Source organism: Paenibacillus sp. XY044 (assembly GCF_002257645.1).
Lineage (GTDB): Bacteria > Bacillota > Bacilli > Paenibacillales > Paenibacillaceae > Paenibacillus_AQ.
On record NZ_NQMO01000015.1, the window covers coordinates 1 to 23380 of the forward strand.

Consider the following 23380-nt stretch of genomic DNA (forward strand, 5'->3'; position numbering starts at 1 on the left):
TTCTTTATGGGCATGTTCATGGTCACGATGTTCTTCGGCGGCGGCCTGGTGCCGACGTACCTCTTGATCAAGCAGCTGGGCATGGTCAACACGATGTGGGCGATCGTCATTCCGTCGGCTGCATCGATCTGGAACATTATCGTCTCGCGGACGTTTTTCCAGAGCTCGATTCCGAAGGAGCTGCAGGAAGCGGCGCAGATCGACGGATGTACGAACATGCGACTGTTCCTGAAGATCATTCTGCCGCTGTCGATGCCGATCATCGCGGTCATGGCCCTGTTCTACGGGGTGGGCAACTGGAACAGCTACTTCTCGGCGCTCATTTACCTGAACGACTCGGCGAAATACCCGCTGCAGCTGGTGCTGCGCCAGATTCTGGTGCTGCAGGAGATGGCCGCGCAGGGCGGAGGAGCGATCGACGCCTCCACGGCGGCCGCGATGAACAACAAGGCGGAAATCGCCGCCCTGGTGAAGTATGCAGTGATTATCGTCGCCACTATTCCGGTTATTGCGATTTATCCGTTCCTTCAGCGTTATTTTGTGCAAGGTGTCATGATCGGTTCGGTTAAGGGCTGATCTTGCCATAGATCAATAACTTTAAAAGGGGAGTTGTTGTCATGAAAAATCTTCGCAAAGCATCATCCATTCTGCTCTGCCTGACGATCTCCGCCAGCCTGCTTGCAGCCTGCGGATCTTCTAAGGGAGACGGAGGAAGCGGATCCGCATCATCCGAAAAAGGATCGGCGACCGTAGAGGGAGTAAAAAAGGAAGGCTTTCCGATCGTGGATAAGCCGCTCACGCTGAAAGTGATGTCTCAGGACGCAGGCGTGGCCGATTGGAACAAAATGCCCGTGCTGCAAGAGATGGAGAAATTGTCGGGCATCCATTTGGAATACCAGCTTTCGCCGATCGACAGCTTTGAAACGAAGAAGAACCTGATGTTCGCCAGCGGTGATCTGCCGGATATGCTGTATGCAGCCGACCTGAAGCCGGCGGAGCAGGTGACGTACGGAACCCAGGGCGTCCTGATTCCGCTCGAAAAATACATCGACGAAGGCTATGCGCCGAACATCAAAAAGATCCTCGACGAGCACCCGGATGTGCGCAAATCGTTTACGACGCCTGACGGCCATATGTATGCCCTGCCGTTTATTGATACGGCCGCCGTCTGGTATCGCAGCCCGATGTGGTATAACGGCAAGTTCCTGAAGGCGCTGAACGTAACCGAGCTGCCGAAGACGACGGACGAGCTGTACACGCTGTTGAAACGCTTTAAGGATGAAGACCCGAACGGCAATGGCAAGAAGGATGAAATCCCGCTGACTTCGGTCAAGCTGGATGATTTGCGGATGTTTTTCTTCGGATTCTGGGGCATGTACGACGAGAAGATTTATGCAGATAAGGACGGCAAGGTGCACTACTCCCCTCAAGAAGAAGGCTACAAGGGTTACCTGACCTTCATGAACAAACTGTGGAAAGAAGATTTGCTGGATCACGAGACGTTCTCGCAGACAGCGGACCAGAAAAAAGCCAAGGGGCAAAACAACCAGATCGGTCTGTTTAACGACTACTTCCCTTACTTCACGCTGGGCGGCGAGCCAAGCTCGGACAACCCGCTCATGACGCCGGTTGCCAGCGAAATTGCGGGTACGCCGGTTTACGGCAAGCATCCGGGCATGTCCGCCAACGGCACGTTTGCAATCACGAGCAAGGACCCGGCGCCGGAAGCGACGATGCGCTGGATCGATTATCTGTACAGCTACGAGGGTTCGACGCTGTTTAACCAAGGGCCGGAGAATACGCTGTGGAAATACAAGGACAAGGAAAACCACGTCAAAGAATGGCTGCCGGTACCAGGCGGCGGCGACCGCGAGGAATACCGCGGCAAAATTACGCCGAACTTCGGCATCTTGACGCCGGGCGTCAACGATCCGGAAGTGACTAAAGGCCTCAGATCCGACTTCGACGACTGGATCGACAAGGAGAACGCAGAGAAGCTGACGCCGATCGGCAAAACGCCGTTCCCGAACGTCTATCTGACGAATGAACAGCAGAGCGAAGCGTCCGCCTTGTTGTCCGACCTCGATACGTATGTACAGCAGATGGAAGCGAAGTTTATTACCGGACAGGAGCCGCTTTCCAACTGGGATAAGTACGAGGCACAGGTGAAAAAGATGGGATCCGACCGCATCGTGGAACTGTACCAAGCCGCATACGATCAGTGGAATACCGGCAAATAAGCCGATTCATACCAAATGCAAGGAGCCAACATATCCCGGCCGTGAGGCCGGGGGTTGGCTAATTGTCATTTTCAGATGGGAACCGGCCATAAAAAATACATAAAAAACCCGGCGCATTTCTGGAAGAAGGCGTATGAGGCGCTGCAGCTTGCGATCCAACGATTTCGTTTACGGGTCGGCTCGGCCCTTTAACCATCCGAACCCAGAGGGTGCAGCGGGATCAAGGAATATGGAGGGAAATCTATTGAGTTACCAAGATTCTGCCTTGAGCAGCGAAGCGAGGGCAGCGCATCTGCTCAGCCTCATGACACTGGAGGAAAAGGTCGGGCAGCTCGTGCAGCTGTTCGGCTGGAAAACGTACCGGCGGGAGGGAAGCGGCGTCGCGCTCGACGAAGCGTTCAAGGAGGCTGCTGAGCGAGGCGGCATCGGTTCGCTGTACGGCGTGCTGCGCGCCGATCCATGGACGGAAGTGACACTGGCGACGGGACTGTCGCCAAAGGAAGGCGCCGAGACGATCAACGCCATCCAGCGGTACGTAATCGAGCACTCGCGCTTAGGCATCCCGATTCTGTTCGGGGAGGAGTGCTCGCACGGTCATATGGCGATCGGGGCGACGGTGTTTCCGGTGCCGCTGACGCTGGCAAGCATGTGGAACCCGGAGCTGTATGAGGAGATCTGCCGGGCGATCGCCTTGGAGACGCGCAGCCAGGGCGGTGCGGCCACGTATTCCCCGGTGCTCGACGTCGTCCGGGATCCCCGGTGGGGGCGGACGGAAGAGACGTACGGGGAAGACCCCTGGATCGCTACCGTCATGGCGGAAGCGGCGGTGCGGGGGCTGCAGGGCAAGCGGCTGGACGCCGACGACAGCGTCATTGCGACGCTGAAGCATTTTGCCGGCTACGGCAGCTCGGAAGGCGGACGCAACAGCGCGCCGGTTCATATGGGGCTGCGTGAGCTGCATGAGGTGGACCTTCGTCCGTTCAAGGCGGCGGTTCGGGCCGGTGCGAAATCGGTCATGACCGCATACAACGAAATCGACGGTGTTCCGTGCACCTCCGACAAATATCTGCTTACGGACCTGCTGCGCGAGGAGTGGGGCTTCGACGGATTCGTCATTACCGATTGCGGCGCCATCAACATGCTGGTGTGGGGGCATGACACGGCGGCTGATCCGCAAGAAGCGTCTGCCATGGCGGTGAACGCCGGCGTGGACATGGAAATGTCCGGCGACATGTTCCGTGCGCACTTGGCTGCGGCCGTGCAGAGCGGACGCATCCGGATGCAGACGCTAGATCAAGCGGTGCACCGCGTCCTGAAGGCCAAGTTCGAGTTGGGGCTGTTCGAGCAGCCTTATGTCGATCCCGATCGGGCCGCCCGTGTCATCGGCAGCGAGGAGCATATCCGGCTCGCCCGCCAGGCGGCCGTCGAAGGCATCGTCCTGCTGAAGAATCAGGGGCAGACGCTCCCGCTGTCCAAGGAGGCGGGGACGGTCGCGGTGATCGGACCGAATGCCGACAACGTCTACAATCAGCTGGGAGACTATACCTCACCGCAGCCGCGGGAACAGGTGTCAACCGTGCTGGACGGCATCCGTGCCAGTCTGGCGCACGCGCCGGAGCGGGTGCTGTATGCGCCGGGCTGCCGGGTCAAGGATGACAGCAGGGAAGGCTTCGACCTGGCGCTGAAGACGGCGGCCGCCGCGGATACGATCGTGCTTGTGCTCGGCGGCTCGAGCGCGCGCGATTTCGGCGAAGGCACGATCGACCTACGTACAGGTGCTTCGGTCGTGACGGACCGCCCGCACAGCGACATGGACTGCGGCGAGGGCATCGACCGCTCCACGCTGGGCCTGTCCGGCGTGCAGCGGGAGCTGGCGGAAGAGCTGGCGAAGCTCGGGAAGCCGCTGGTTGTGGTGTACATCAACGGCCGGCCGGTCGCGGAGCCGTGGATCGACGAGCATGCCGACGCCATCCTGGAGGCATGGTATCCGGGGCAAGAGGGCGGCCGCGCGATCGCCGATATCGTATTCGGCGACGAGAACCCTTCAGGGCGGCTGACCGTCTCCGTTCCGAAGCACGTCGGCCAGCTGCCGGTCCGTTATAACAGCAAGCGAACGACCGGGCGGCGCTACCTGGAGACGGATTTGGATCCGGCTTATCCTTTCGGGTTCGGGCTCAGCTATACAGAGTTTGAGTACAGCCAGGTCACCGTCTCGCCGGCGGAAATGACGCCGGAAGGGCGGGCCGAGGCTGTGGTAACGGTCACCAACACCGGCAGCCGGGCTGGCGCGGAAACGGTCCAGCTGTACATATCCGACAAGGTCAGCACGGTGACCCGGCCGAAGAAGGAGCTGAAGGGCTTCGCGAAGATTTGGCTGCAGCCGGGAGAGACGAAGACGGTCGCGTTCGGGGTCGGGACAGAAGAGCTGTCCTTCATTGACCGTGATCTGAAACCGGTCGTCGAGGCCGGCGAATTTGAAATCCAGATCGGCCGGCATGCGCAGGACGTGCAGTCTGCCGTCCTGACGGTCCGGGGAAAAGAATGATTCATTGAAGCTAATATTTCAAGGGCGGCCCAAGTCTGCCAGCCCTACAAAAGAAGCCTGCAGCAATGGCCATTGCTGCAGGCTTCTTATTTATTCCTCCCGCTCGATCCGCCGTACGAATGACAATACGATATCCTGCGGATGATCGCCGAAGCCTGAACCAAACAGGTTCAGCCCGCGGCGGTTGGCGGTATCCGCCCGAACTTCAAGCCGGACGCGGACGGGCTGATTGAAGGCAAGCTTCAACTGCTCGATAGTCGTGCCCTCGGAGGGCTCTCCGTTCACCGTGCTGCCGCTGCCGGTCACCCGCCATTCGGTCAACTGGCCGTATTCGGTATTGCCCCTCCAGCGGTCCGGACTGAACCGGCCCTTGCGGTCGCCGAAGTCGCCGGGACTGGTCCAGGTGCCTAACGGGCAATCATTGATCGAGACCGTAATGTCCGAAGGCCAGTCCTGCTTGAAGCCCGGAGCCTCCGAGCACAATTCCGCACGGACGCACAGCTCGGCGAGCTCCACGCCGGGAGGCATCGGATTGGCAAAGTAGTACTCCAAATATCCGCTGCCCGAGAACCACAGCAGCGCGGCGTCCGTCCGTTCGGGCATGTAGAAGGCCCGGGGGTCGTCCGGCGAACCGATGCCGGATCCGTCCCGGGCGGCCAGCCCACAGGGCGGCTGAACCGAGCAGTGGGAGAACATGCCGATCGGCATGTGGATCTCCTCGGTGCGGCTCAGCCCGTCTCCGGGACGGGAGGGAAGCTCGAGCAGGATGGAGCGGTAGCTGACGGAGCAGATCTTCTCGCGGCCGGCTCCCGTCCGCGACTCGACGAGCTCGGCCTGCTCCAGAATCTGCACGTTGATCGACACTGTCGGCTGCGCGACGCCGAGCGCGTCGGCAAGCTGGCTGACGCTCATCGGCTTTTCGGCGAGGGCTTCCAGGATCCGCACCCGGACATCGCTGGACAGCGCCTTGGCCACATCGATCATACGGGACGCGGGGAAGTGGATTAATTCCTGTTTGAATTCGCTCATAGGCCAGTTCCTTTTCTTTTCATTTTCAACATGGTTTCATACCGATTAGTTTACAATAAATTTGTTGTATTGTAAAAACATAATGTACATTGTAATAAATATATATCGATGCTACAATGGGGGCAAATCCAATCCATGAAAGGTTGTGTTCGTGTTGACGCATACCATCCTGAACCAGGTCCACACCGATATTCCACGGCCGGAGTTCCCCCGTCCCGACTGGGAGCGGACCGATTGGCTGAACTTAAACGGGGAATGGTCCTTCCGGTTTGGCGCTGACAATGAGGGAGCGGGGGATTCGCCTCACCTCGCCGCAGAGACGGCGTACGATTTGACCATCACGGTTCCGTTCTCCTGGGCAAGCCCGCTATCCGGCATTGGCCAGGACCGGAAGGGAACCGGCTGGTACCGCCGTACCGTGGCATGGGCTCCTGTGAACCCGGGTGACCGCGTATTTCTGCGGTTTGGTGCGGTCGATTACCACTGCGACGTTTGGGTAAACGGCAGTCCGGCAGGCTCGCATCAGGGAGGCTACGGCACGTTTGAATTCGACGTGACCGCGCTGTGGCGTACGGAGGCGGACAATACGATCGTCATCCGTGCAGAAGACAACGATCTGGACGTTCAGGCGCGCGGCAAGCAGGGGTACGGAGAAAGCCGCGGCATCTGGCAGCCGGTATGGCTGGAGGCGCGGCCGCAGAGCTACATTCAGCACAGCAAGTTCCATACTGCGATCGACGGCACCGTCAGCGTTCAGGCCAGAATCGTATCCGAAGAGGCACAGGAGGCCGAGCTGGAGTTCGATTTTGACGGAGGAGCGGTACGTCATCGGGAGTCGATTCGCCTTGAAGCAGGAGAGAACCGGATCGAAACGTCGTTCCGGGTGGAGAGTCCGCGTCTGTGGAGCCCGGATTCGCCGGAGCTGTATGAAGGTGAGATCCGTCTGAGCGGAAATTTCGGACAGGACCTCGTCCGCACGTACTTCGGCATTCGCGAAATCGGTACGGCCCGGTTCGGGGAGCGGGGATACCGCTGGATTACATTGAACGGCAAGCCGATCTATTTAAACGGGACGCTGGACCAGTCCTATCACGAGACCGGGTATTTTACGTTCCCGTCCGATGAGGATATGCGCCACGAAATTTATATGCTGAAGCGGATCGGCCTTAATTTTGTCCGTATCCATATCAAGCCGGAGGAGCCGAGAAAGCTGTATTGGGCCGACAAGCTCGGCGTGCTGGTAATGGAAGACATGCCTTGCTTCTGGGGCAACCCGGATGAACAGGCACGGTCGGCTTATGAAAGCGAAGCGCTGGAGACCATTGAAAGGGACTACAACCATCCGTCTGTTTTCTCCTGGGTCATGTTCAATGAAACCTGGGGGCTTAAGACGGATCCCAAGGCTGCGGGTCTTACCGGCGACGGCAACCAGGGAATCAATTATTTGCCGGACACGCAGGAATGGGTGCGGGGCATTTACCAGTGGGCCAAGCGCCTGGATCCTACCCGCATCGTAGAGGACAACTCGCCTTGCAACCGGGACCATGTCGAAACGGATATCAACACCTGGCACTTTTATATTAATGGATACGACCAGCTTCGGGCCCATGTCACCGAAGTCGTAGAGCAGACCTATCCCGGCTCTGCCGCCAACTACATTGGCGGCAACGTTCAGTCCGATGCTCCGCTGATGAACAGCGAATGCGGCAACGTCTGGGGCGTGGAAGGCGGCACAGGGGACAGCGATCTGGCCTGGCATTATCATTTCATGCTGAACGAGTTCCGCCGTCATGACAAAATGTGCGGCTTCGTGTTCACGGAGCTGCGGGACGTGACGAACGAGTTCAACGGCTACTACCGGCTCGACGGAACGGATAAGGATTTCGGCTACGACGGCATTGTGCCGGGCATGTCGCTGTCAGACCTGCACACGGCCGACTTCGTGGTCATTGACGCGCCGCCGTGCACGACGGTCGATGCGGGTTCGGTTCAGACGGTATCCCTGCTTCGCTCCAGTTACGACGACCGCTACCACGGCCAGCCGCTGCGCCTGGAATGGGAATTGGCCTATGACCGGCTCGGGACCCGGATCGTTCATGACCGCGGGAGTGCAGCCGCCGCATGGGACGGCTACGGCGTAGCCCCGCTGGACCCGGTCCAGGTGCAGATGCCTGCGGCCGACGCCGTGGCCGTGTTCGCCGTACAGCTTGTAGACGCTGCAGGAAACGTCATTACCCGGAACTTCACCACGTTCGATGTCCGGAGCGGTCAGAGCGAAGGAGCTTATGGGGTGAGCGGGCTGACTCTGAGCGTTCCGGTCGCGGATTTCGCCGAGCAAACCTTTGCCCATCAGTGGAATTCCATCCAGAACCACAAGGTAAGCGGTGGAGAGGAAGGGGCTTTTGCCTTTGATATCTCCCTGCCGGGTACGAATGAACAACCTTTGATCGGGCGGATGGAAATTCTGTTCGAAGCAAGTTCCAAGCGTCTGCTCGTCCGGAACAAGGAAGGGGCAAGGGAACAGGAGTCCGGCATCCACTTCATGCACGGCGCCCTGTCGGATCCCGAATACAATCCGAATACGTACTACATGACAGGGGAACGGAAGCACGAATCGCGGGTGCGCGTCCTGATCGACGGCGAGGCGGTTGCCACGATCGTTCTGCCGGATGATCCTGCTGATTCCCGCGGCGTACTGTCATGGCATTACCAGCTGGCGCATAACAAGCTGGAGGAAGCCGGTTCTTACGGCTATCTATGCAAAGTGGAGGTGCCGAGCCGGATCGCCTCGCGGTTGAACGGAAGCCGCAAGTTCCGGCTGGAGCTCCAGGCCGATGAAGGCGGGATTGCGCTGTATGGCCGGAATGCCGGCCGGTATCCGCTGGATATCGTAATCCAATGCCAATAATGCGATAGAACAACCAACAATTGAGGTGCCCGGCAGCGTGATGCTGTCGGGCCTTTTGCGTGTGCGCGCAGATCCGCCCATCGTAACCATATGTATTTTTTTACAGATAAATGTTGACAAAGGGGGCGGCCGAGAGTAAATTAAACAACGTATTAAACACTGTTTAAATATGCTGCATGACAAGGGAGGAGGGCAGGTGAAAGAACCGATGAAGGAAGACATTACAGGGCATACCTCGGGAACCGACACCAAACACGATATTTTACAAGCCACCGTCGAGCTGATTCGGGATGAAGGCATCGAGTGTGCCACCCTGCGCCGGATCGCGACCAAGGCGGATACCAACCTGGCGCTGGTCAACTACCACTTCGGCTCGAAGGAGAAACTGATCACTCAGGCGATCCGTTCCCTGGTGCTGACGTTCGAGGACGTGTTTAACGCGCTGGAGGACGACGCGATGCCGGCGAAGGAAAGACTGAAGCAGTTCTTTTACCGCTATGTCCGCCATTTACAGGAATACCCGGGGCTGGTGAGACAGATGATCGATCAGACCCGCGTTATTTTCGAGTCGCAGCATGAGTACTCGCATTATTGCAAGGTGATGAAGACCCGGCGGCTGATCGGGACTGTCAGAGAAATTACCGGGGAGGAAGACGACGATAAAATCCGGAAGATGCTGATGCAGCTGTACGGGGCGATCTTTTTCCCGGTCATCATGAAGTCTTTTCTGGCCAATGGCGACGAGGACATGGCATCAACCATCCATATCGCGCCGCTTGAGGAGCAGATTGACACGTTGTTTGAGCATTATTTTCACCAATACAGCTAGAGTGGAACGGGAGAACCAGACTATATATAGAAATGAGTGGAGAGATTTATGTCTAAAACCTTGGCGGGCAACCCCGCCGCAGAAGTCCCATTCTCGCTGAAAAAGATCATTCCGCCCATGCTGGCCATTATCGTCGGCATGATCATGGTTATTCTGGACAGCACGGTGGTCAACGTCGCGGTGCCGAACCTGGTGAGCTACTTTGACACTGACCTGAAGACCATTCAATGGGCGATTACCGGTTATACGTTGGCCCTTTCGGCAGTCATTCCGCTGGCCGGCTGGATGACCGACCGTTTCGGCTCCAAACAGGTTTTCATTGCCACCATCATTATGTTTGTGATCGGATCGGCGCTCTGCTCTATGGCGCAGACGTCGACCCAGTTGATTATTTACCGAGTTATCCAGGGGCTTGGCGGGGGCATGGTCGCGCCGATCGGCATGGCGCTTGTCTTTAAGCTCGCCCCTCCGGAGCGCCGCGGCTCGATCATGGGGCTGCTCGGCATTCCAATGCTTCTTGCGCCGGCGCTCGGCCCGATTCTGTCGGGCTGGCTGGTGGAATACGTGAACTGGCACTGGATCTTCCTGATCAACGTTCCGATCGGTGTCGTCGGCGTCATCCTGGGCGTGAAGTTTCTGCCGGCAGCGGATCGGCAGCAGACTCCGCACCTCGATTTGATCGGCATGATTCTGGCCCCGATCGCCTTCGCTATGCTGGCTTACGGCGTCAATGAGGGAGGCAGCGTGAGCTGGTCCTCGACCGGTGCATTGACCGGACTCATCGTCGGCGGGGCTGCCCTGCTGATGTTTATCGCCGTGGAGCTTCGCCAGAAGAACCCGCTGCTGGAACTGCGCGTCTTCGGTTCCTCGGATTTCACCCGGGGTATCATCCTCTCCTGGATCATGCAGGCAGCCTTGTTCGGCTCGATGCTGTTCGTCCCGCTGTACCTGCAGCAGATCCGCCAATTCACGCCGCTGGAGACCGGCTTTATCCTGCTGCCGCAGGCACTGGCTTCCGGGATCGGCATGCCGATCGGCGGGAAGTTTTTCGATAGATACGGCGCCCGCCCCGTGGCGATTATCGGCCTTCTCCTTATCTCGGCAGCACTGTTCAGCCTGTCGAATATTACGGCCGACACGTCACTGTGGACGATCATGCCGCTGCTCTTCATGCTGGGATTCGGCATGGGCTTATCGATGATGCCGCTGAATACCCATGTGCTGAACGCCGCGCCGCGCAAGCTGGTGAACCGGGTTACGCCGTTGACCGCTGCCGCGCAGCAGGTCGTCGTGTCCTTTGCGGTCGCCGGCATGTCAGGCTACCTGATCAGCCGCACAACCAGTCACGCGAGTCATGGAGGCAATCCTCTGACTGCGGCTGTCCAGGGATTCGGCGACGTGTTCTTCCTGGCATCCTGCTTTGCGATCGTTGGTGTGCTGCTGTGCCTCATTTTGCGCAGACCGAAGCCAGTCGCAGCGGATGTCGCGGACGGAAATCAGCCGGATCCGTCGCTGATGATCAGCCACTGATCGGCAAGACATCGAAATGCGTTCTGTAAACAGGAACCCGGCATCCTTCTTCCATTGGGAAAAGGGGCCGGGTTCCCTTTGTTTTTGGGAAAATTTAATGTTCACTCGTCGGATTCTGTCGTATCATGATGCTAGGGCCCTTCACGGGCACGGGGCAGGCTGCCATATCCCTCGCTTCTATACTTACGATAAAAAAGGAGAAATCGATCATGTCTGAACGTTTTCATATCGTGGGGATTTCCGGAAGTCTCCGCAAGCATTCCCACAATACACAGCTGCTTCATAACGCGGCAGCGCTTCTGCCGGAGGATTTCCGCTTCACGCTTGCCGATATTTCCGTACTTCCTTTATATAATCAGGATTTGGAAAGTGAACTGCCGGAAGCGGTGAAGCAGTTTGCCGAGCTGCTGCATTCGGCCAATGGCTTTTTGATCAGCTCTCCGGAATATAACGGGCAGCTTTCGGGCGCGTTGAAGAATGCGCTGGATTGGGCTTCAAGACCGGCCGTCCAAACGCCGCTGGCACTAAAGCCGGTAGCGCTCATGGGCGCAACGCCGGGCATGGGCGGCACGGGCAGAGCCCAGGTTGGCATTCGCTCACTCCTGTTTGCACTCAATATGGATGCGGTGAACCGGCCGGAATTTTTGCTCCCGCAATCGCATACCAAATTTGACGATTCCGGTGCGCTGACCGACCCGATGGCTCAGCAAATTATGCAGCAGCTCGTGGATAATGTGGTCACCAAAGTCAAGAAGCATGCTGAGGAGCAGTAAGCAGGCCGACTTGGCGCACCGACTGGTAAACTGTATTGGTGAATTTCCCGGACCGCCTTCATGGGCTGAATGAAACGGGGATTTAAAGGCTGCGATCAAGCAGCGTGAACAGAATACTTAACGACGGGTGCTGACAAAGGCCCGTCCAACAAGGGATATGTGCAACACCGCTTCGTGCACGCCGCTAGGGGCGTCCGCTTACAGGGCGGGAAAGGCTCCAGTACGCGGGGAACACCGTGCCTGCTGGAGCCTTTTTTCCTTTTTGAAAGTCCGGAACGTGCAGCCTCCTATAGAAATGCATTTCTGATCCGGCAAGTAAGACATCCTCTGCAGGCAGTCTGCCTTCTGTTGGAAAGTACATCGATAGACGTTTTGCATTTCGGCAGGAACTGTTTTTTTGGGGACCGATTGAAACCTGAACCCGGGCATGTGCGTATTACCTAGTTAACCAGCATCATGCAAAAACCTGTTTCAACGGGTCGCCACATGGTAAATGAATGGGGAAGGCTCAGGCTTTCTTTGATCCATTTGCTGCCATGGCGGCAGAAGGCGAAACTTCTTGCAGGATGCCGGATGGAATCATCAAGACTACTTTATAAGGAGAAGATGTTGAAGTGGAAAGTGACAGGTATGCGTTAAATTTGGTTTTGGTTGCTTTACTGATCGGTTTGTCGGCCTTTTTCGTCGCGGTGGAGTTTGCCGTCATCCGTATCCGGGGAAGCCGGGTCGATCAACTGATCGCTGAAGGTCGCAAGGGCGCAAAGGCTGTAAAGAAGGTCATCGACAATCTGGACGGATACTTGTCCGCGTGTCAGCTCGGGATTACGATTACGTCACTCTGTCTTGGTTTCCTGGGGGAGCCTACGGTGGAGAAGATTCTTACCCCGGTGTTTGAGAAGTGGCATATGCCCGAAGCGTTAGGCCATTTTCTGTCACTGCTGATTGCATTTACGGTCATTACGTACCTGCACGTCGTCATTGGCGAATTGGCGCCGAAAACGGTGGCTATCCGCAAAGCGGAGACCGTTGCCTTACTGACGGCGACACCCATTATCTGGTTTAACAAAATCATGTACCCGTTCATTTGGCTGCTGAATGGATCGGCGAACCAGCTGGTTCGATTGTTCGGCGTAAAGCCCGCTTCCGAGCATGAGGAGGCCCACTCCGAGGAGGAACTGCAGATTATTCTGAGTGAGAGCCATGAGAGTGGAAAAATTAACGATAACGAATTCGGTTATGTCAGCAGGATTTTCGCGTTTGACAACATGCTGGCCAAGGAAATTATGGTACCGCGTACGGACATGATCTGTCTGGATAAAGACAAGTCGCGGTCTGAAAATATGAAAGTTATTAAAGAACAGCAGTACTCCAGGTTTCCGCTTATCGACGGAAGCAAGGATAATGTCATCGGCATCATTAATACGAAGCAATTTTTCCTGGCTTATGAAGAAAACGAAGAGCTGGATGTGGCGAGCCTGATCCATCCGGTGATGGCGGTATCCGAAGTGATGCCGGTCAATGTGCTGCTGCAGCGGATGCAGAAGGAAGCGACGCACATGGCGATCCTGATCGATGAATACGGCGGAACCTCCGGTCTCGTTACGATTGAAGACATTATTGAAGAGATCGTCGGCGAGATTCGCGACGAGTTCGATAAGGACGAAGTCGAAGACGTCCAGGAGATCGGTGAGCAGCATTTGATCGTGGACGGCAAAGTATCGATTTCAATGGTTAATGATTATTTCTTTATGGATTTGGATACAAAGGAATGGGATACGATCGGCGGCTGGCTCTACAGCCAGATCAGCGAAATGGCCGAAGGCGAGACGTTTGTGTATGAAGGAACGGCCTTCACCCTGCTGGAGCGGGATCATAACCGCTACTGCCGCATCGAAATCAAGAAGATCAAGATGAGCGAGGAATAAATATGGACAATCCGGTGAATTGGGCAAGCCGTTTTAAGCGGTTTTTACTAAATAACAGATTTGTATTGTTTATGCTGGTGGTGCTGCTGCTGGGACTGAACATTCTGGTCCTCACCAAAATTTCATTCGTGTTCGAGCCGCTGATCGTCCTGGTCAAAACCGTCGTGCTGCCGCTCATTCTCGCCGGAATTGCGTATTATTTGCTCAATCCGATTGTGGATTTTCTGGAAAAACGAAAGGTGAAGCGCCTGCACACCATTCTGCTGCTGTACGTTCTCATTATCGGCATCATCGCCGCGCTTGTGACGCTGGTCATCCCGGTCATCCGGGAGCAGATCATGGATTTGGTGAACAATTTCCCGGGCTATGCCGAGGTCGCTCGGATCAAGGTCGAAGAGCTGATGGGGAGCAATCTGGTCAGCAAGCTGCAGGAAAACGTGTTGTTCGATCCGCAGGAGCTGATGAAAACCGTCTCGGAGAAAGGTACGGAATTCCTGAACCGCACCTGGATGGGGCTTGGCGGATTCGTGGGCGGTCTGATCGAAGTGGTGCTGGCCGTGGTGACGCTGCCGTTCATTCTGTTCTACCTGCTGAAGGACGGCAAACGGCTGCCGGGTTATATTTTAAACTTTGTGCCGACGCGGCTGCGCGGGGAAACTTCGCGGGTCATGAAAGAAATGAACCACCAGATCAGCTCTTATATCCGCGGGCAGATCATCGTTAGCTTCTGTATCGGGGTGCTGCTGTTCGCCGGGTATATCATTATCGGCTTGAAGTATTCGCTGATTCTGGCCATCATCGCGGCATGCACCAGCGTCGTCCCTTATTTGGGACCGGCGATCGCCATTACACCGGCGCTCATCGTCGCAGTCGTCACCTCGCCGATCATGCTGCTCAAGATGGTGATCGTCTGGACCGTCGTCCAGCTCATCGAAGGGAAGTTCATTTCCCCGCAAATTATGGGCAAGACGCTGAAGATTCATCCGATCACGATTATCTTCGTCATTCTGACGAGCGGCAACTTGTTTGGCATCGTCGGCATTCTGCTCGCGGTGCCGGGATATGCCGTGCTGAAGGTAGTCGTATCCCATCTGTACCGCTGGTTCCGGGTGCGTTCGGGACTTTACGAACCCGAGCGGCCACCGGCTGTCAAGGCGGGCGATTCCCGGCAGCCGTGATGTCGAGAGCTGCTATAGAGGAGATCGCGTTAAACTGAAGATGGCACGGGTCGTCTCCCCGGATTCCTAGATCCGGCGGGGACGGCTTTATTTTTTCCCCATTGTAATTCGGGAGGGAGCATGTGATAATGGGTTGTTCGCCTTCACGGAAGTGGAGGCGGCTGTATTTATGAGTAGCTTGGAGGGAACCAAAAGACGTGGAGCGGTATCCTTTTACGTATGATCCAACACGGCCCTTCGTCCAGCAAGCGGGCGAATGGGTGGCCGATGTGTTTTACGATTTGCTGCCGGAAGCGGGATTTGAAATCCGCGATGAGCAGATTTATATGGCATTTCAGCTGGAGAAAGCTTTTGCTGAGAAAAAAACGATATTTGCCGAGGCGGGAGTCGGGACGGGCAAGACATTGGTGTACTTGCTCTATTCCGTTTGCTACGCGCGGTATACCCGCAGACCGGCGGTCATCGCCTGCGCCGACGAATCGCTGATCGAGCAGCTGGTGAAGCCGGAGGGCGACATTGCGAAATTGGCCCGCCACCTGGGGCTTCACATCGATGCCCGGCTGGGTAAATCGCCTGACCAGTACCTCTGCCTGCGCAAATTGGACGATGTCCGGCTGCGGGACGAAGAAGGGGTACGCTGGGACGACTTGGCCGCTGGCCTGCCGGATTTCGTGTATGCCTCCGCGCCGATGCAGTCCTTTCATGCCTACGGGGACCGGAAGGGGTACCCGGAGTTAACCGATGAGGAGTGGAGCCGGATTAACTGGGATCCGTTCCAGGACTGCTTCACCTGCGACCGCCGCCATCGCTGCGGCCAGACGCTGTCGCGGGATCATTACCGCCAGGCGGCGGACCTGATCATCTGCTCGCATGATTATTACATGGAGCATGTATGGACTTACGAGGGCCGAAAGAGGGAGGGGCAGCTGCCCCTACTGCCGGAGCACTGCGCCGTCGTCTTCGACGAAGGGCATCTGCTCGAATCGGCCGCCATGAAGGCCCTCAGCTATAAAATGAAGCATGTCGTGTTTGAGGAACTCATCACACGGCTGCTTCAGGGCGAGATCCGCGAATCGCTGGCGGTGCTGATCGACGAGGCGATCGTGCAGAGCGAAGCGATGTTCGCGGCATTCGGTCGACAGAGCCGCAGCGTGGCCGGCTCCGACCGAAAGGAAATCGTGCTGGACGGCGCGCTGCTCGCCGAGGTGCACCGTTTCCGCTCGCTCCTCACCTCGATCGAGGAGGAGCTCGTGTTTGAGAGCGAGCTGTACACGCTGAACGAGTACGAGCTCCGGATCGTGGAAGAGCATCTGGAGATGATGCAGAAGGCGCTCCATCTGTTCGAGCGGTCCGAGGCGCTGATCTGCTGGGCGGTGGATGGCCCGGACGGGCTGACGCTGTCGATCATGCCGAGAACGGTCAAGGAGGTGCTGCAGGAGCAGGTGTTCGGCGCGAAAATGCCGGTCGTGTTCTCCTCAGCCACCTTGTCGGTTCAGGGCTCCTTCGGCTACGTGTCGGACAGCCTGGGCATCGGCAGCTCTCTCGCCTTCTCCGTGCCGTCCCCGTATGACTATGCGGAGCAGATGCAGGTGCTGGCCCCGGCGGATCCTCTGTCGACGGCCGATTTTAACGGCAAGTTGGAAGCCGCTGCCCGCCTTTTGCGCGAGTCGGGGGGCCGCGCGCTGATCCTGTTTAACAGCAGGGAGGAGCTGCGGCGCTTTAAGCAGGAGCTTGCCGCAGGCGCGATCCAAGTACCGGACGTTCCGTTTTACTTCGAAGGTGATCAGGAGATCAGCTATCTGATCTCCGCCTTCCAGCGCGAGGAGACCAGCGTGCTGTGCGCTGTCAGTCTGTGGGAGGGATTGGACGTGCCCGGACCGGCGCTCTCAAACGTGATCGTCTGGTCGCTGCCGTTCCCGCCGCATGATCCGGTGTTTACGGCGAAGCGCAAAGAATCGGCGGCACCGTTCGAAGAGGTGGACATGCCGTATATGCTGCTTCGGCTCCGCCAGGGCATCGGCCGGCTGATCCGCTCCCGCGAGGACCGGGGCGCCGTCGCCATCCTAGGCGAAGAGCTTGCCGGCACCACGCCCGTGCAGGAGCAGGTGCTGGCGGTGCTGCCCGAAGGCGTGACGCTGCAGGTATTGTCTTAACCTGCAGCGTCTCAACCGGGTTCAAAGACGCTCAGGAAACGCAAGTCGCGTTAAGTTGTTAATCCCGTTAATTTTTATCAGATAGATTGAACTAGAGTTTTGCATTGAACCTCTTGTTATAGCGGCCTAATAGAGGCCTATAGCACATTCATTTCTTTAGTTCATTCTATAAAGATGAACCCAATGCGCATGTTTAAAAGCCAACCCTAGCCGATTCAGGAAGGGGTTGGCTTTTTTTTGTCCGTGTGCGAGCAAGTCATTCAGGATCGTTCACCGAGCCGATGAACAACCAGGCGCGAGTCTGCGTATCCTCGATCGCCAGGAAGAACGGCCGGTTCACCGTCATTTCATGCACCTTCATCGGCATGGAGCCGGATTCGGCCCCGATGACCGTTGCCGCCGCCGCTTCGGTTCCCTTTTCGTTGACGTCCAGTACCATCCGGTGCAGAACCTTGGACAGGAATAACGGGCGAATGTCGGCCATATGGGAAAAGTCGGCCCCATCCGGCTGAAAGGCCTGCTTCATGCCGAGCCGGATAAGCGGATCCTTCAGGTCGCCGCCGTACTCTGCCTTGAACCGGGGCAGTCCGAGCTGCACGGATGCCTCATCAAAGGGCTGCTGCCACAGAGCGGGGTCTGCCCAGAGCTGTTGCTCCAATTGGTCCAGTGAAGAGCCGGCGGCGGGAAGGATGACCAGCATATCCATGCGGCCGTCTCCGTAAGGAAGGCGGACGGCCTGCCAATCGGGGGTTTCTTTATACGGCAGCATGTTGGCGGTATGCATCATGGGAAGCGTCCGTTCGCTGCCGTCCGCCAGCATGAACGGTTCCTCCTTGGTGTACTTCGGATTGAACGGATCGGTCCATGCCCCATTAAAATAAATCGCGTTGGCCAGCACCGCAATCGTTGACTTTGGCAGCGGCTGCACCAGCATCTTCTCGATTTTGCCCCCGGTCTCCTTGCTGATCCAGCGGTTAATCGTCTTCGTCGACTTGTCGGAAGCGAAATCAACCTCCTGAACCTCGGCCCCGTAGCTGTCCTTGCCTGCCTGGATAAAAGAGTCCTTGAAGGGAACGCCCTGCTGGTGCCAGATCGCATTGGCGATGTTCAGCCGCACGCCGGAATCCTCCCCTTCCAGCAGCCTGGCTAAAATTCGGTTTCCCGCGTTAAACTCACTCAGCGGCATGTCTTTCAGCCCGAATACGGAAGCCATTTCGCTTGCCGTCGTGCCGGCGCTGCCGTTGTAGGCCATGGATAGGGCCGTCCAGATGCTGTAGGGGGAGAGAAGAACATTGTCTCCGGCTTCGGCCTGCCCGACAAGTTCGCGGTGGAGCTGCAGTCCCAGGCGGTTGTGGGCGGAGATGAGCGCAGGATCGACTTTGCCCGCCTCCTGCTTCCGGGCCTCCAGGGAGATCGGAGGAGACGGATTGCCGCGTTGGCCGGGACTGCCATCTTCCTGCTTCGAGCATGCGGTTAGTGCCAGAAGAAGCATGGCGAGCAGCAGGTGCAGCATTTTGGTTGTTGGCATGGATCGGAAACCTCCTTATCGATGGAATCAGGTCTTCAGATAGGTTAACTATTCGCGCCGGTAAAAAGGATGACGTCCGTTCATATTTCATATGTTGAAATGGTTTGCGTTAAAAAATGGTAAAAGGGGTGTTGCCTACCAGACGGTTATGAGCCGCCGGAAGTTGCACCTAAAGCCCATTTCTAGATGGAAGCGTTGCCACTTCCCGGAATTTGATTCGCACAACTCGGGAACGGTATAATGAGAATGCTTTGAAGTCAATCTAACTGACCAATTTATTCCTTTAAGACAGCAAGGAGTTGTACAACATGTCCAAAACATTTCCATATAACCAAGATTTGGCTTCCCTGCTATCGCTCTCCTTCAGCGCGATGAACCAGGAGCTCCATAACCGCCTGAAGGAGGCGGGATTCGGCGATGTGCGTCCGGCGCACAGCTTTTTGTTCCAGGGCTTGATGCCGGATGGGGCGACGGCCAAGACGCTCGTGGCGCATCTGGGCATATCCAAGCAGGCGGTCAGCCAAATGCTCGACTACCTGGAGGAATGCGGCTATGTCGCGCGCAAGCCCCACCCGTCCGACGGCCGGGGCAAGATGGTCGTCCTGACCGACCGCGGCTGGTCGCTGGTGCGGACGAAAGAGAACATTTACAAGGAGATTGAGCAGCGCTGGGCCCGGATGATCGGGAGTGACCATATGAAGGCGCTGCAGCAGGATTTGAAGCACATTATCGAAAACGTCAACGAAGAGGATCTACAGCACCCACTGCGCCCCGTGTGGTAGGCGATGGCGAAAAAGGGAGCGGTGCTGCTGCTGCTGGTCATTCTTTGCGTGTATGAATATATCCGTACCGATACGCCGGACCAGAACCCTTATCTCATTACCGACTACAGCCGGCTTCACCCCGTTAAGGTGGAGAGGGTGGTCAAAGGCCAGAAGGAGGAGCAGCTGGTCCGGCTGCTTCAGGAGGCAAGGGAGAAACAACTTACCGTATCGATTGCGGGCCAGCGTCATAGCCAGGGAGGGCATACCTACTATAAAGACGGGATTGTCGTCGATATGACCGATTACAACCGGGTCCTGTCCGTCGATCCGGATCAGCGGCAAATCCGCGTACAGGCCGGGGCTACCTGGGAGCAGGTCCAGAAAGCCGTTAATCCGTACCATTTGTCCGTAAAGACGATGCAGTCGCAAAATATTTTTACCGTTGGCGGCTCCATTAGCGTTAACGCGCACGGACGCGACATCCGGAGCGGTTCCCTGATCGGCAGCGTGGATTCATTCCGGTTGCTGACCGCAGACGGTCAAATCCGCAGCATCAGCCGGGAAGACAACCCGGAACTGTTTCGGCTCGCGCTCGGCGGGTACGGCCTGTTCGGCATCATTCTGGATGTAACGCTGAATTTGACGGATGACGAGGTTTACCGGATGAGGAGCGAGGCAGTGAAGGTGGAGGATTATAGCCGGTATTTTCAGGAGAAGGTGCTGGGAAATCCCGATGTGCGCATGCATATCGCCCGGGTTTCGGTGGCGCCGGACCGCTTTTTGACGGACATGTATGCGATCAATTATTCGGCAGACCCTAAGCTGCGGCTGGTGGATTATGATAAGCTGCGGACCCGCGATCAGGGCGTCATCCCGAGTAAAATCATGTTCAGCCTGAACCGGGGCAGCGATTGGGGAAAGAACACATTCTGGTCTTTGCAGAAGCTGTATTTTACCAAGCAGCAAAATAAGGCGATCAGTCGGAACAACGCCATGCGCTCCGAGAGCGAATTTATGGAATACGGCCAGCCCGGCGCGAATGATCTGCTGCAGGAGTATTTTATTCCGGTGGACCAATTTGCGGATTTTGTTCATGGGATGAAAGATATCGTGCGGGATGACAAGCTTAACCTGCTGAATATTACCGTCCGCTACGTTCAGGAGGATCATGAAGCCGTTCTCTCTTATGCGCAAAAAGACATGTTTGCCCTCGTATGTTTGTTTCATGTGCCGTTATCGGAGCAAGGGCAGGCGAAAGTAAGGGAAGGGATCCGGGATCTGATCGATGAAGTGGAGCATGAGGGTGGAACCTACTATCTGCCTTATGCGGCATACCCTACGGTTGACCAGTTCAGACGGGTCTATCCGGAGTATCGCGATTTTTTTCGGAAGAAGGATGAATACGATCCTCGGCATCTTTTTATGAACTATTTTTATGAACAATACAAAGGGGAGTAGGCCATGAACATGAGGTGGCTGATCCGTTCCCAAAGCATGGTGACGCTCGCTTCCGGCATGATATATCCTTATTATCTTCTGTTTCTGAAAAATCTGGGCAACAGCTATGCCAAATACGGCCTGGCTTTTGCCGTGTTTACGATCAGCTCCGCGGCGTTTTCCCAGTGGCTCGCCCCGAGGCTGGACCGCAGCAGTTACCGGGTGCTGCTTATCAGCTCCCTTGGCATGATGCTGGCGATGCTGGCGTTCCCCTGGGTCCAGTCCTATGCGTGGGTACTGTTTCTTCAGCTATTGATGGGTTGCTGCAGTGCTATGCAAAAGATGAGCGAACGCCTGCTGCTTGCCGATCATACGGTCCAGGGAGAGCGGGGACCGGTGATCGGTTCCTATCATTTCTGGACCTCGGCCGCATCCGGCTTCGCCGTCATTCTCGGCGGTTACCTGATCGACTGGCTGACGATCGACGCCTTATTTTATGCCAGTGCCGTCATGTACGGAGTCAGTGCCTGGGCGGTTTGGAGAATGCGCAGGCCGTGAAGGACGGGGAGGCCTTCTCCGGAATTGTTGTGAACATGCTAAAAAACTGTTGTGATGGCCGTTATGGCTTGGCGGCAGTTTTTTTCGCTTTTTGTGACTCGTTCCCAGACAAGCTCACCCCAGCATATGCGTCATCGCGATCATGGAGAGGAGCCCGAAGATGAAGGAAAAGGTCGAAGCCCGCTCGTTGCCGTCCCCGTGGCTTTCCGGAATGAGCTCCTTGTAAACGACGAACAGCATGGCACCGGCGGCAAAAGCCAACCCGTATGGTACGATACCGGTGAAGGAGGCAGTAAATTTCAGCCCGGCCCAGCAGGAGAGGAACTCCAGCCCGCCCGTAAGCGCGGCGAGAAGAAAGGCATACCGCTTTCGCATGCCGTGCGTGACCAGGTAGAGTGCCGTCAGAAAGCCCTCGGGGATGTTTTGCAGGCCGATGCTCAGCGCCACGATCGTTCCCAGCTCCAGGTGAGGACTGCCGTAGCTGACGCCGACCGACAGCCCTTCGGGTAAATTGTGCAGCGCCATGGCCGACAGAAACATCCAGGACCCGGTCTGTGCATTGTCTCTCCGTTGGATGTCATGATCCGGATCCGTGTGGGGGATGAGCAGCTCCATCAGGGTCAACGTCACCGTTCCGAGGAGGATGCCGATCGTCAGCACCCACAGGTTCGACAGCTTGAGGGAAGATGGAATCAGCCCGTACGTCGAGGCGGCAACCATGATCCCTGCCGTGAAGGCGAGCAGGCTGTCTCTGCCCCGGTGGCTGATATTCGAAAAGAGCAGGGCGGGAAGGGCTCCCGCCGCCGTACAAAGGGAAGTCGCAAGGCTCCCCAGAATCATTGCGTTCACGTATGCCTCCTGCCGCCAGCGACTAAAATGCCATGGCTACACCTGTTTTCATACCGGTGCATGTCATCACAGCCGTCGGGCTTGTTCGTATTTAATTTAAAATATGAACAAGCCTGCCGAAGCATGACCCCGACCAGATATTTAGCATGCTGACAACAAAGAACCGTCCACCCTCAGGGGCGAACGGTTCTTTGTTGTATTACGATGTGCTGCGCCGTACAAGCGAGCGGCTTCGCACAGGTTTATTTCTCGGTAATCGTGACGCCGTCGATCGTAACTTTCTCGGTCGGGGTGCTTTCCTCGCCGCTAGGTCCGACGGTGACCGGTGTTTTGGCGATCTGCATCACGACGTCCATACCCTTCGTAACCTTGCCAAAAATGGTGTAGTTCGGCTGTTGGTTCAGGTAATCGCTGTCCGCGCCGGTGCAGATGAAGAACTGGCTGCCGTTCGTATCCGGTCCGGCATTCGCCATGGCGACGATGCCAGGTTCGTATTTATAATTCGTTTTCTCATCCTCAAAAGAGTATCCCGGTCCGCCGGAGCCTGTTCCGGTCGGGTCGCCGGTCTGTACCATGAATGTTTCGATAATCCGGTGGAACACGACCCCGTTATAAAAACCTTCCTTGGACAGGAACACGAAGTTGTTGACTGTCTTCGGTGCGTCCTTGGCGAAAAGCTCGACCGTAAACGTGCCTTTGGACGTTTTGACTTCAGCCTCGTACTTTTTGTTCTGGTCGATCTGCATGGCAGGCGGGCTTGTCCAGCTCTTCTGCTCCTGACCGGAGGCCGAGGTCGAACCGTCCGTAGAGGAATCCGATCCTGCCGTATCGGACGATGACGAATTGCCGGAAGTTTGATCCGTCGTCTGCTCTGTAGTTTGTCCCCCGGATGTGTCCTTCGACGCATCCTCGTCGCTGTTTTTCTTGCCGCATCCGCCAAGTGCAAGTGCCGCTGTCAGCACGAGAACGAGTGGAAGCGTGAATGTCTTCAGTTTCATGAAATTGAGGTTCACTCCTTTGTGCAATCTGGTTTAATCATAGCGATTTTTGCGGATAAAATCCACTTTGGCAGAAGGCTGGATTCTTCAGGCTTTTTGCTGCATGCTGACATTCCATGAAACTTCGCGGCACGCT

Annotated in this window: 17 protein-coding genes; 13 read left to right on the top strand and 4 right to left on the bottom strand. The window is 56.7% G+C overall.

Going from position 1 to position 23380, the window contains the following annotated elements:
* The 3 genes from CJP46_RS33675 to CJP46_RS33685 form a co-directional block, all read left to right on the top strand.
* A partial coding sequence (locus CJP46_RS33675) for a carbohydrate ABC transporter permease (protein ID WP_143813062.1) occupies positions 1-576 on the top strand: 576 nt, incomplete at its 5' end.
* A gap of 41 nt (positions 577-617) precedes the next feature.
* A complete protein-coding gene (locus CJP46_RS33680; RefSeq protein WP_094599988.1) occupies positions 618-2240 on the top strand; it encodes a type 2 periplasmic-binding domain-containing protein in 1623 nt (540 codons plus the stop codon).
* 244 nt (positions 2241-2484) lie between these two features.
* The gene (locus CJP46_RS33685; RefSeq protein WP_373558069.1) at positions 2485-4785 is read left to right on the top strand and encodes a glycoside hydrolase family 3 N-terminal domain-containing protein; all 2301 of its coding nucleotides are present in this window, start codon (positions 2485-2487) and stop codon (positions 4783-4785) included.
* 90 nt (positions 4786-4875) lie between these two features.
* Here CJP46_RS33685 and CJP46_RS33690 read toward each other — a convergent pair whose 3' ends face one another.
* Complete coding sequence (locus CJP46_RS33690; RefSeq protein ID WP_094599990.1) at positions 4876-5814, bottom strand: ArsR/SmtB family transcription factor; 939 nt, start codon at positions 5812-5814, stop codon at positions 4876-4878.
* Positions 5815-5965: 151 nt separating this feature from the next.
* Here CJP46_RS33690 and CJP46_RS33695 point away from each other — a divergent pair, with 151 nt between their 5' ends.
* The 7 genes from CJP46_RS33695 (at position 5966) to CJP46_RS33725 (ending at position 17110) form a co-directional block, all read left to right on the top strand.
* Positions 5966-8722: a glycoside hydrolase family 2 protein gene (locus tag CJP46_RS33695; RefSeq protein WP_373558070.1), complete on the top strand. Its 2757-nt coding sequence runs from the start codon at positions 5966-5968 to the stop codon at positions 8720-8722.
* 196 nt (positions 8723-8918) lie between these two features.
* Positions 8919-9551, top strand: a complete 633-nt coding sequence (locus CJP46_RS33700) for a TetR/AcrR family transcriptional regulator (protein WP_179281440.1) — start codon at positions 8919-8921, stop codon at positions 9549-9551.
* A 48-nt stretch (positions 9552-9599) separates the two neighbouring features.
* A complete protein-coding gene (locus CJP46_RS33705) occupies positions 9600-11081 on the top strand; it encodes a DHA2 family efflux MFS transporter permease subunit (RefSeq protein WP_094599993.1) in 1482 nt (493 codons plus the stop codon).
* Positions 11082-11290: 209 nt separating this feature from the next.
* Positions 11291-11854 carry an NADPH-dependent FMN reductase gene (locus CJP46_RS33710; RefSeq protein ID WP_094599994.1) on the top strand — a complete coding sequence of 188 codons (564 nt, stop codon included), beginning with the start codon at positions 11291-11293 and terminating at the stop codon, positions 11852-11854.
* 614 nt (positions 11855-12468) lie between these two features.
* The gene (locus tag CJP46_RS33715; RefSeq protein WP_094599995.1) at positions 12469-13779 is read left to right on the top strand and encodes a hemolysin family protein; all 1311 of its coding nucleotides are present in this window, start codon (positions 12469-12471) and stop codon (positions 13777-13779) included.
* Positions 13780-13781: 2 nt separating this feature from the next.
* Positions 13782-14957, top strand: a complete 1176-nt coding sequence (locus CJP46_RS33720) for an AI-2E family transporter (RefSeq protein ID WP_094599996.1) — start codon at positions 13782-13784, stop codon at positions 14955-14957.
* 197 nt (positions 14958-15154) lie between these two features.
* Positions 15155-17110 (top strand): ATP-dependent DNA helicase, encoded by a 1956-nt coding sequence (locus CJP46_RS33725; RefSeq protein WP_094599997.1) that lies wholly within the window; start codon positions 15155-15157, stop codon positions 17108-17110.
* A 256-nt stretch (positions 17111-17366) separates the two neighbouring features.
* Here CJP46_RS33725 and CJP46_RS33730 read toward each other — a convergent pair whose 3' ends face one another.
* Positions 17367-18638 carry a serpin family protein gene (locus CJP46_RS33730; protein ID WP_094599998.1) on the bottom strand — a complete coding sequence of 424 codons (1272 nt, stop codon included), beginning with the start codon at positions 18636-18638 and terminating at the stop codon, positions 17367-17369.
* 308 nt (positions 18639-18946) lie between these two features.
* On the opposite strand from CJP46_RS33730, the gene CJP46_RS33735 reads away from it, so the two are divergent.
* The 3 genes from CJP46_RS33735 to CJP46_RS33745 are packed head-to-tail and all read left to right on the top strand — an operon-like array spanning position 18947 to position 21397.
* Positions 18947-19420, top strand: a complete 474-nt coding sequence (locus CJP46_RS33735) for a MarR family winged helix-turn-helix transcriptional regulator (RefSeq protein ID WP_094599999.1) — start codon at positions 18947-18949, stop codon at positions 19418-19420.
* A gap of 3 nt (positions 19421-19423) precedes the next feature.
* On the top strand, positions 19424-20860 hold the full coding sequence (locus CJP46_RS33740; RefSeq protein ID WP_094600000.1) for an FAD-binding oxidoreductase: 1437 nt from the start codon (positions 19424-19426) through the stop codon (positions 20858-20860).
* A 3-nt stretch (positions 20861-20863) separates the two neighbouring features.
* Positions 20864-21397: an MFS transporter gene (locus tag CJP46_RS33745; RefSeq protein ID WP_094600001.1), complete on the top strand. Its 534-nt coding sequence runs from the start codon at positions 20864-20866 to the stop codon at positions 21395-21397.
* 114 nt (positions 21398-21511) lie between these two features.
* Here the strand turns inward: CJP46_RS33745 and CJP46_RS33750 are convergent, their stop codons facing one another.
* Both CJP46_RS33750 and CJP46_RS33755 read right to left on the bottom strand, forming a co-directional pair.
* The gene (locus CJP46_RS33750) at positions 21512-22246 is read right to left on the bottom strand and encodes a ZIP family metal transporter (RefSeq protein ID WP_094600002.1); all 735 of its coding nucleotides are present in this window, start codon (positions 22244-22246) and stop codon (positions 21512-21514) included.
* Between the two features lie 242 nt (positions 22247-22488).
* On the bottom strand, positions 22489-23244 hold the full coding sequence (locus CJP46_RS33755) for a peptidylprolyl isomerase (RefSeq protein ID WP_094600003.1): 756 nt from the start codon (positions 23242-23244) through the stop codon (positions 22489-22491).
* Positions 23245-23380: the final 136 nt, after the last annotated feature.

Bases quoted from the DNA above. Each gene is read 5' to 3' on its own strand.
- CJP46_RS33755 (WP_094600003.1), bottom strand. From the start codon at position 23,244: ATGAAACTGAAGACATTCACGCTTCCACTCGTTCTCGTGCTGACAGCG.
- CJP46_RS33680 (WP_094599988.1), top strand. From the start codon at position 618: ATGAAAAATCTTCGCAAAGCATCATCCATTCTGCTCTGCCTGACGATC.
- CJP46_RS33705 (WP_094599993.1), top strand. From the start codon at position 9,600: ATGTCTAAAACCTTGGCGGGCAACCCCGCCGCAGAAGTCCCATTCTCG.
- CJP46_RS33710 (WP_094599994.1), top strand. From the start codon at position 11,291: ATGTCTGAACGTTTTCATATCGTGGGGATTTCCGGAAGTCTCCGCAAG.
- CJP46_RS33735 (WP_094599999.1), top strand. From the start codon at position 18,947: ATGTCCAAAACATTTCCATATAACCAAGATTTGGCTTCCCTGCTATCG.
- CJP46_RS33745 (WP_094600001.1), top strand. From the start codon at position 20,864: ATGAACATGAGGTGGCTGATCCGTTCCCAAAGCATGGTGACGCTCGCT.
- CJP46_RS33740 (WP_094600000.1), top strand. From the start codon at position 19,424: ATGGCGAAAAAGGGAGCGGTGCTGCTGCTGCTGGTCATTCTTTGCGTG.
- CJP46_RS33690 (WP_094599990.1), bottom strand. From the start codon at position 5,814: ATGAGCGAATTCAAACAGGAATTAATCCACTTCCCCGCGTCCCGTATG.
- CJP46_RS33730 (WP_094599998.1), bottom strand. From the start codon at position 18,638: ATGCCAACAACCAAAATGCTGCACCTGCTGCTCGCCATGCTTCTTCTG.
- CJP46_RS33720 (WP_094599996.1), top strand. From the start codon at position 13,782: ATGGACAATCCGGTGAATTGGGCAAGCCGTTTTAAGCGGTTTTTACTA.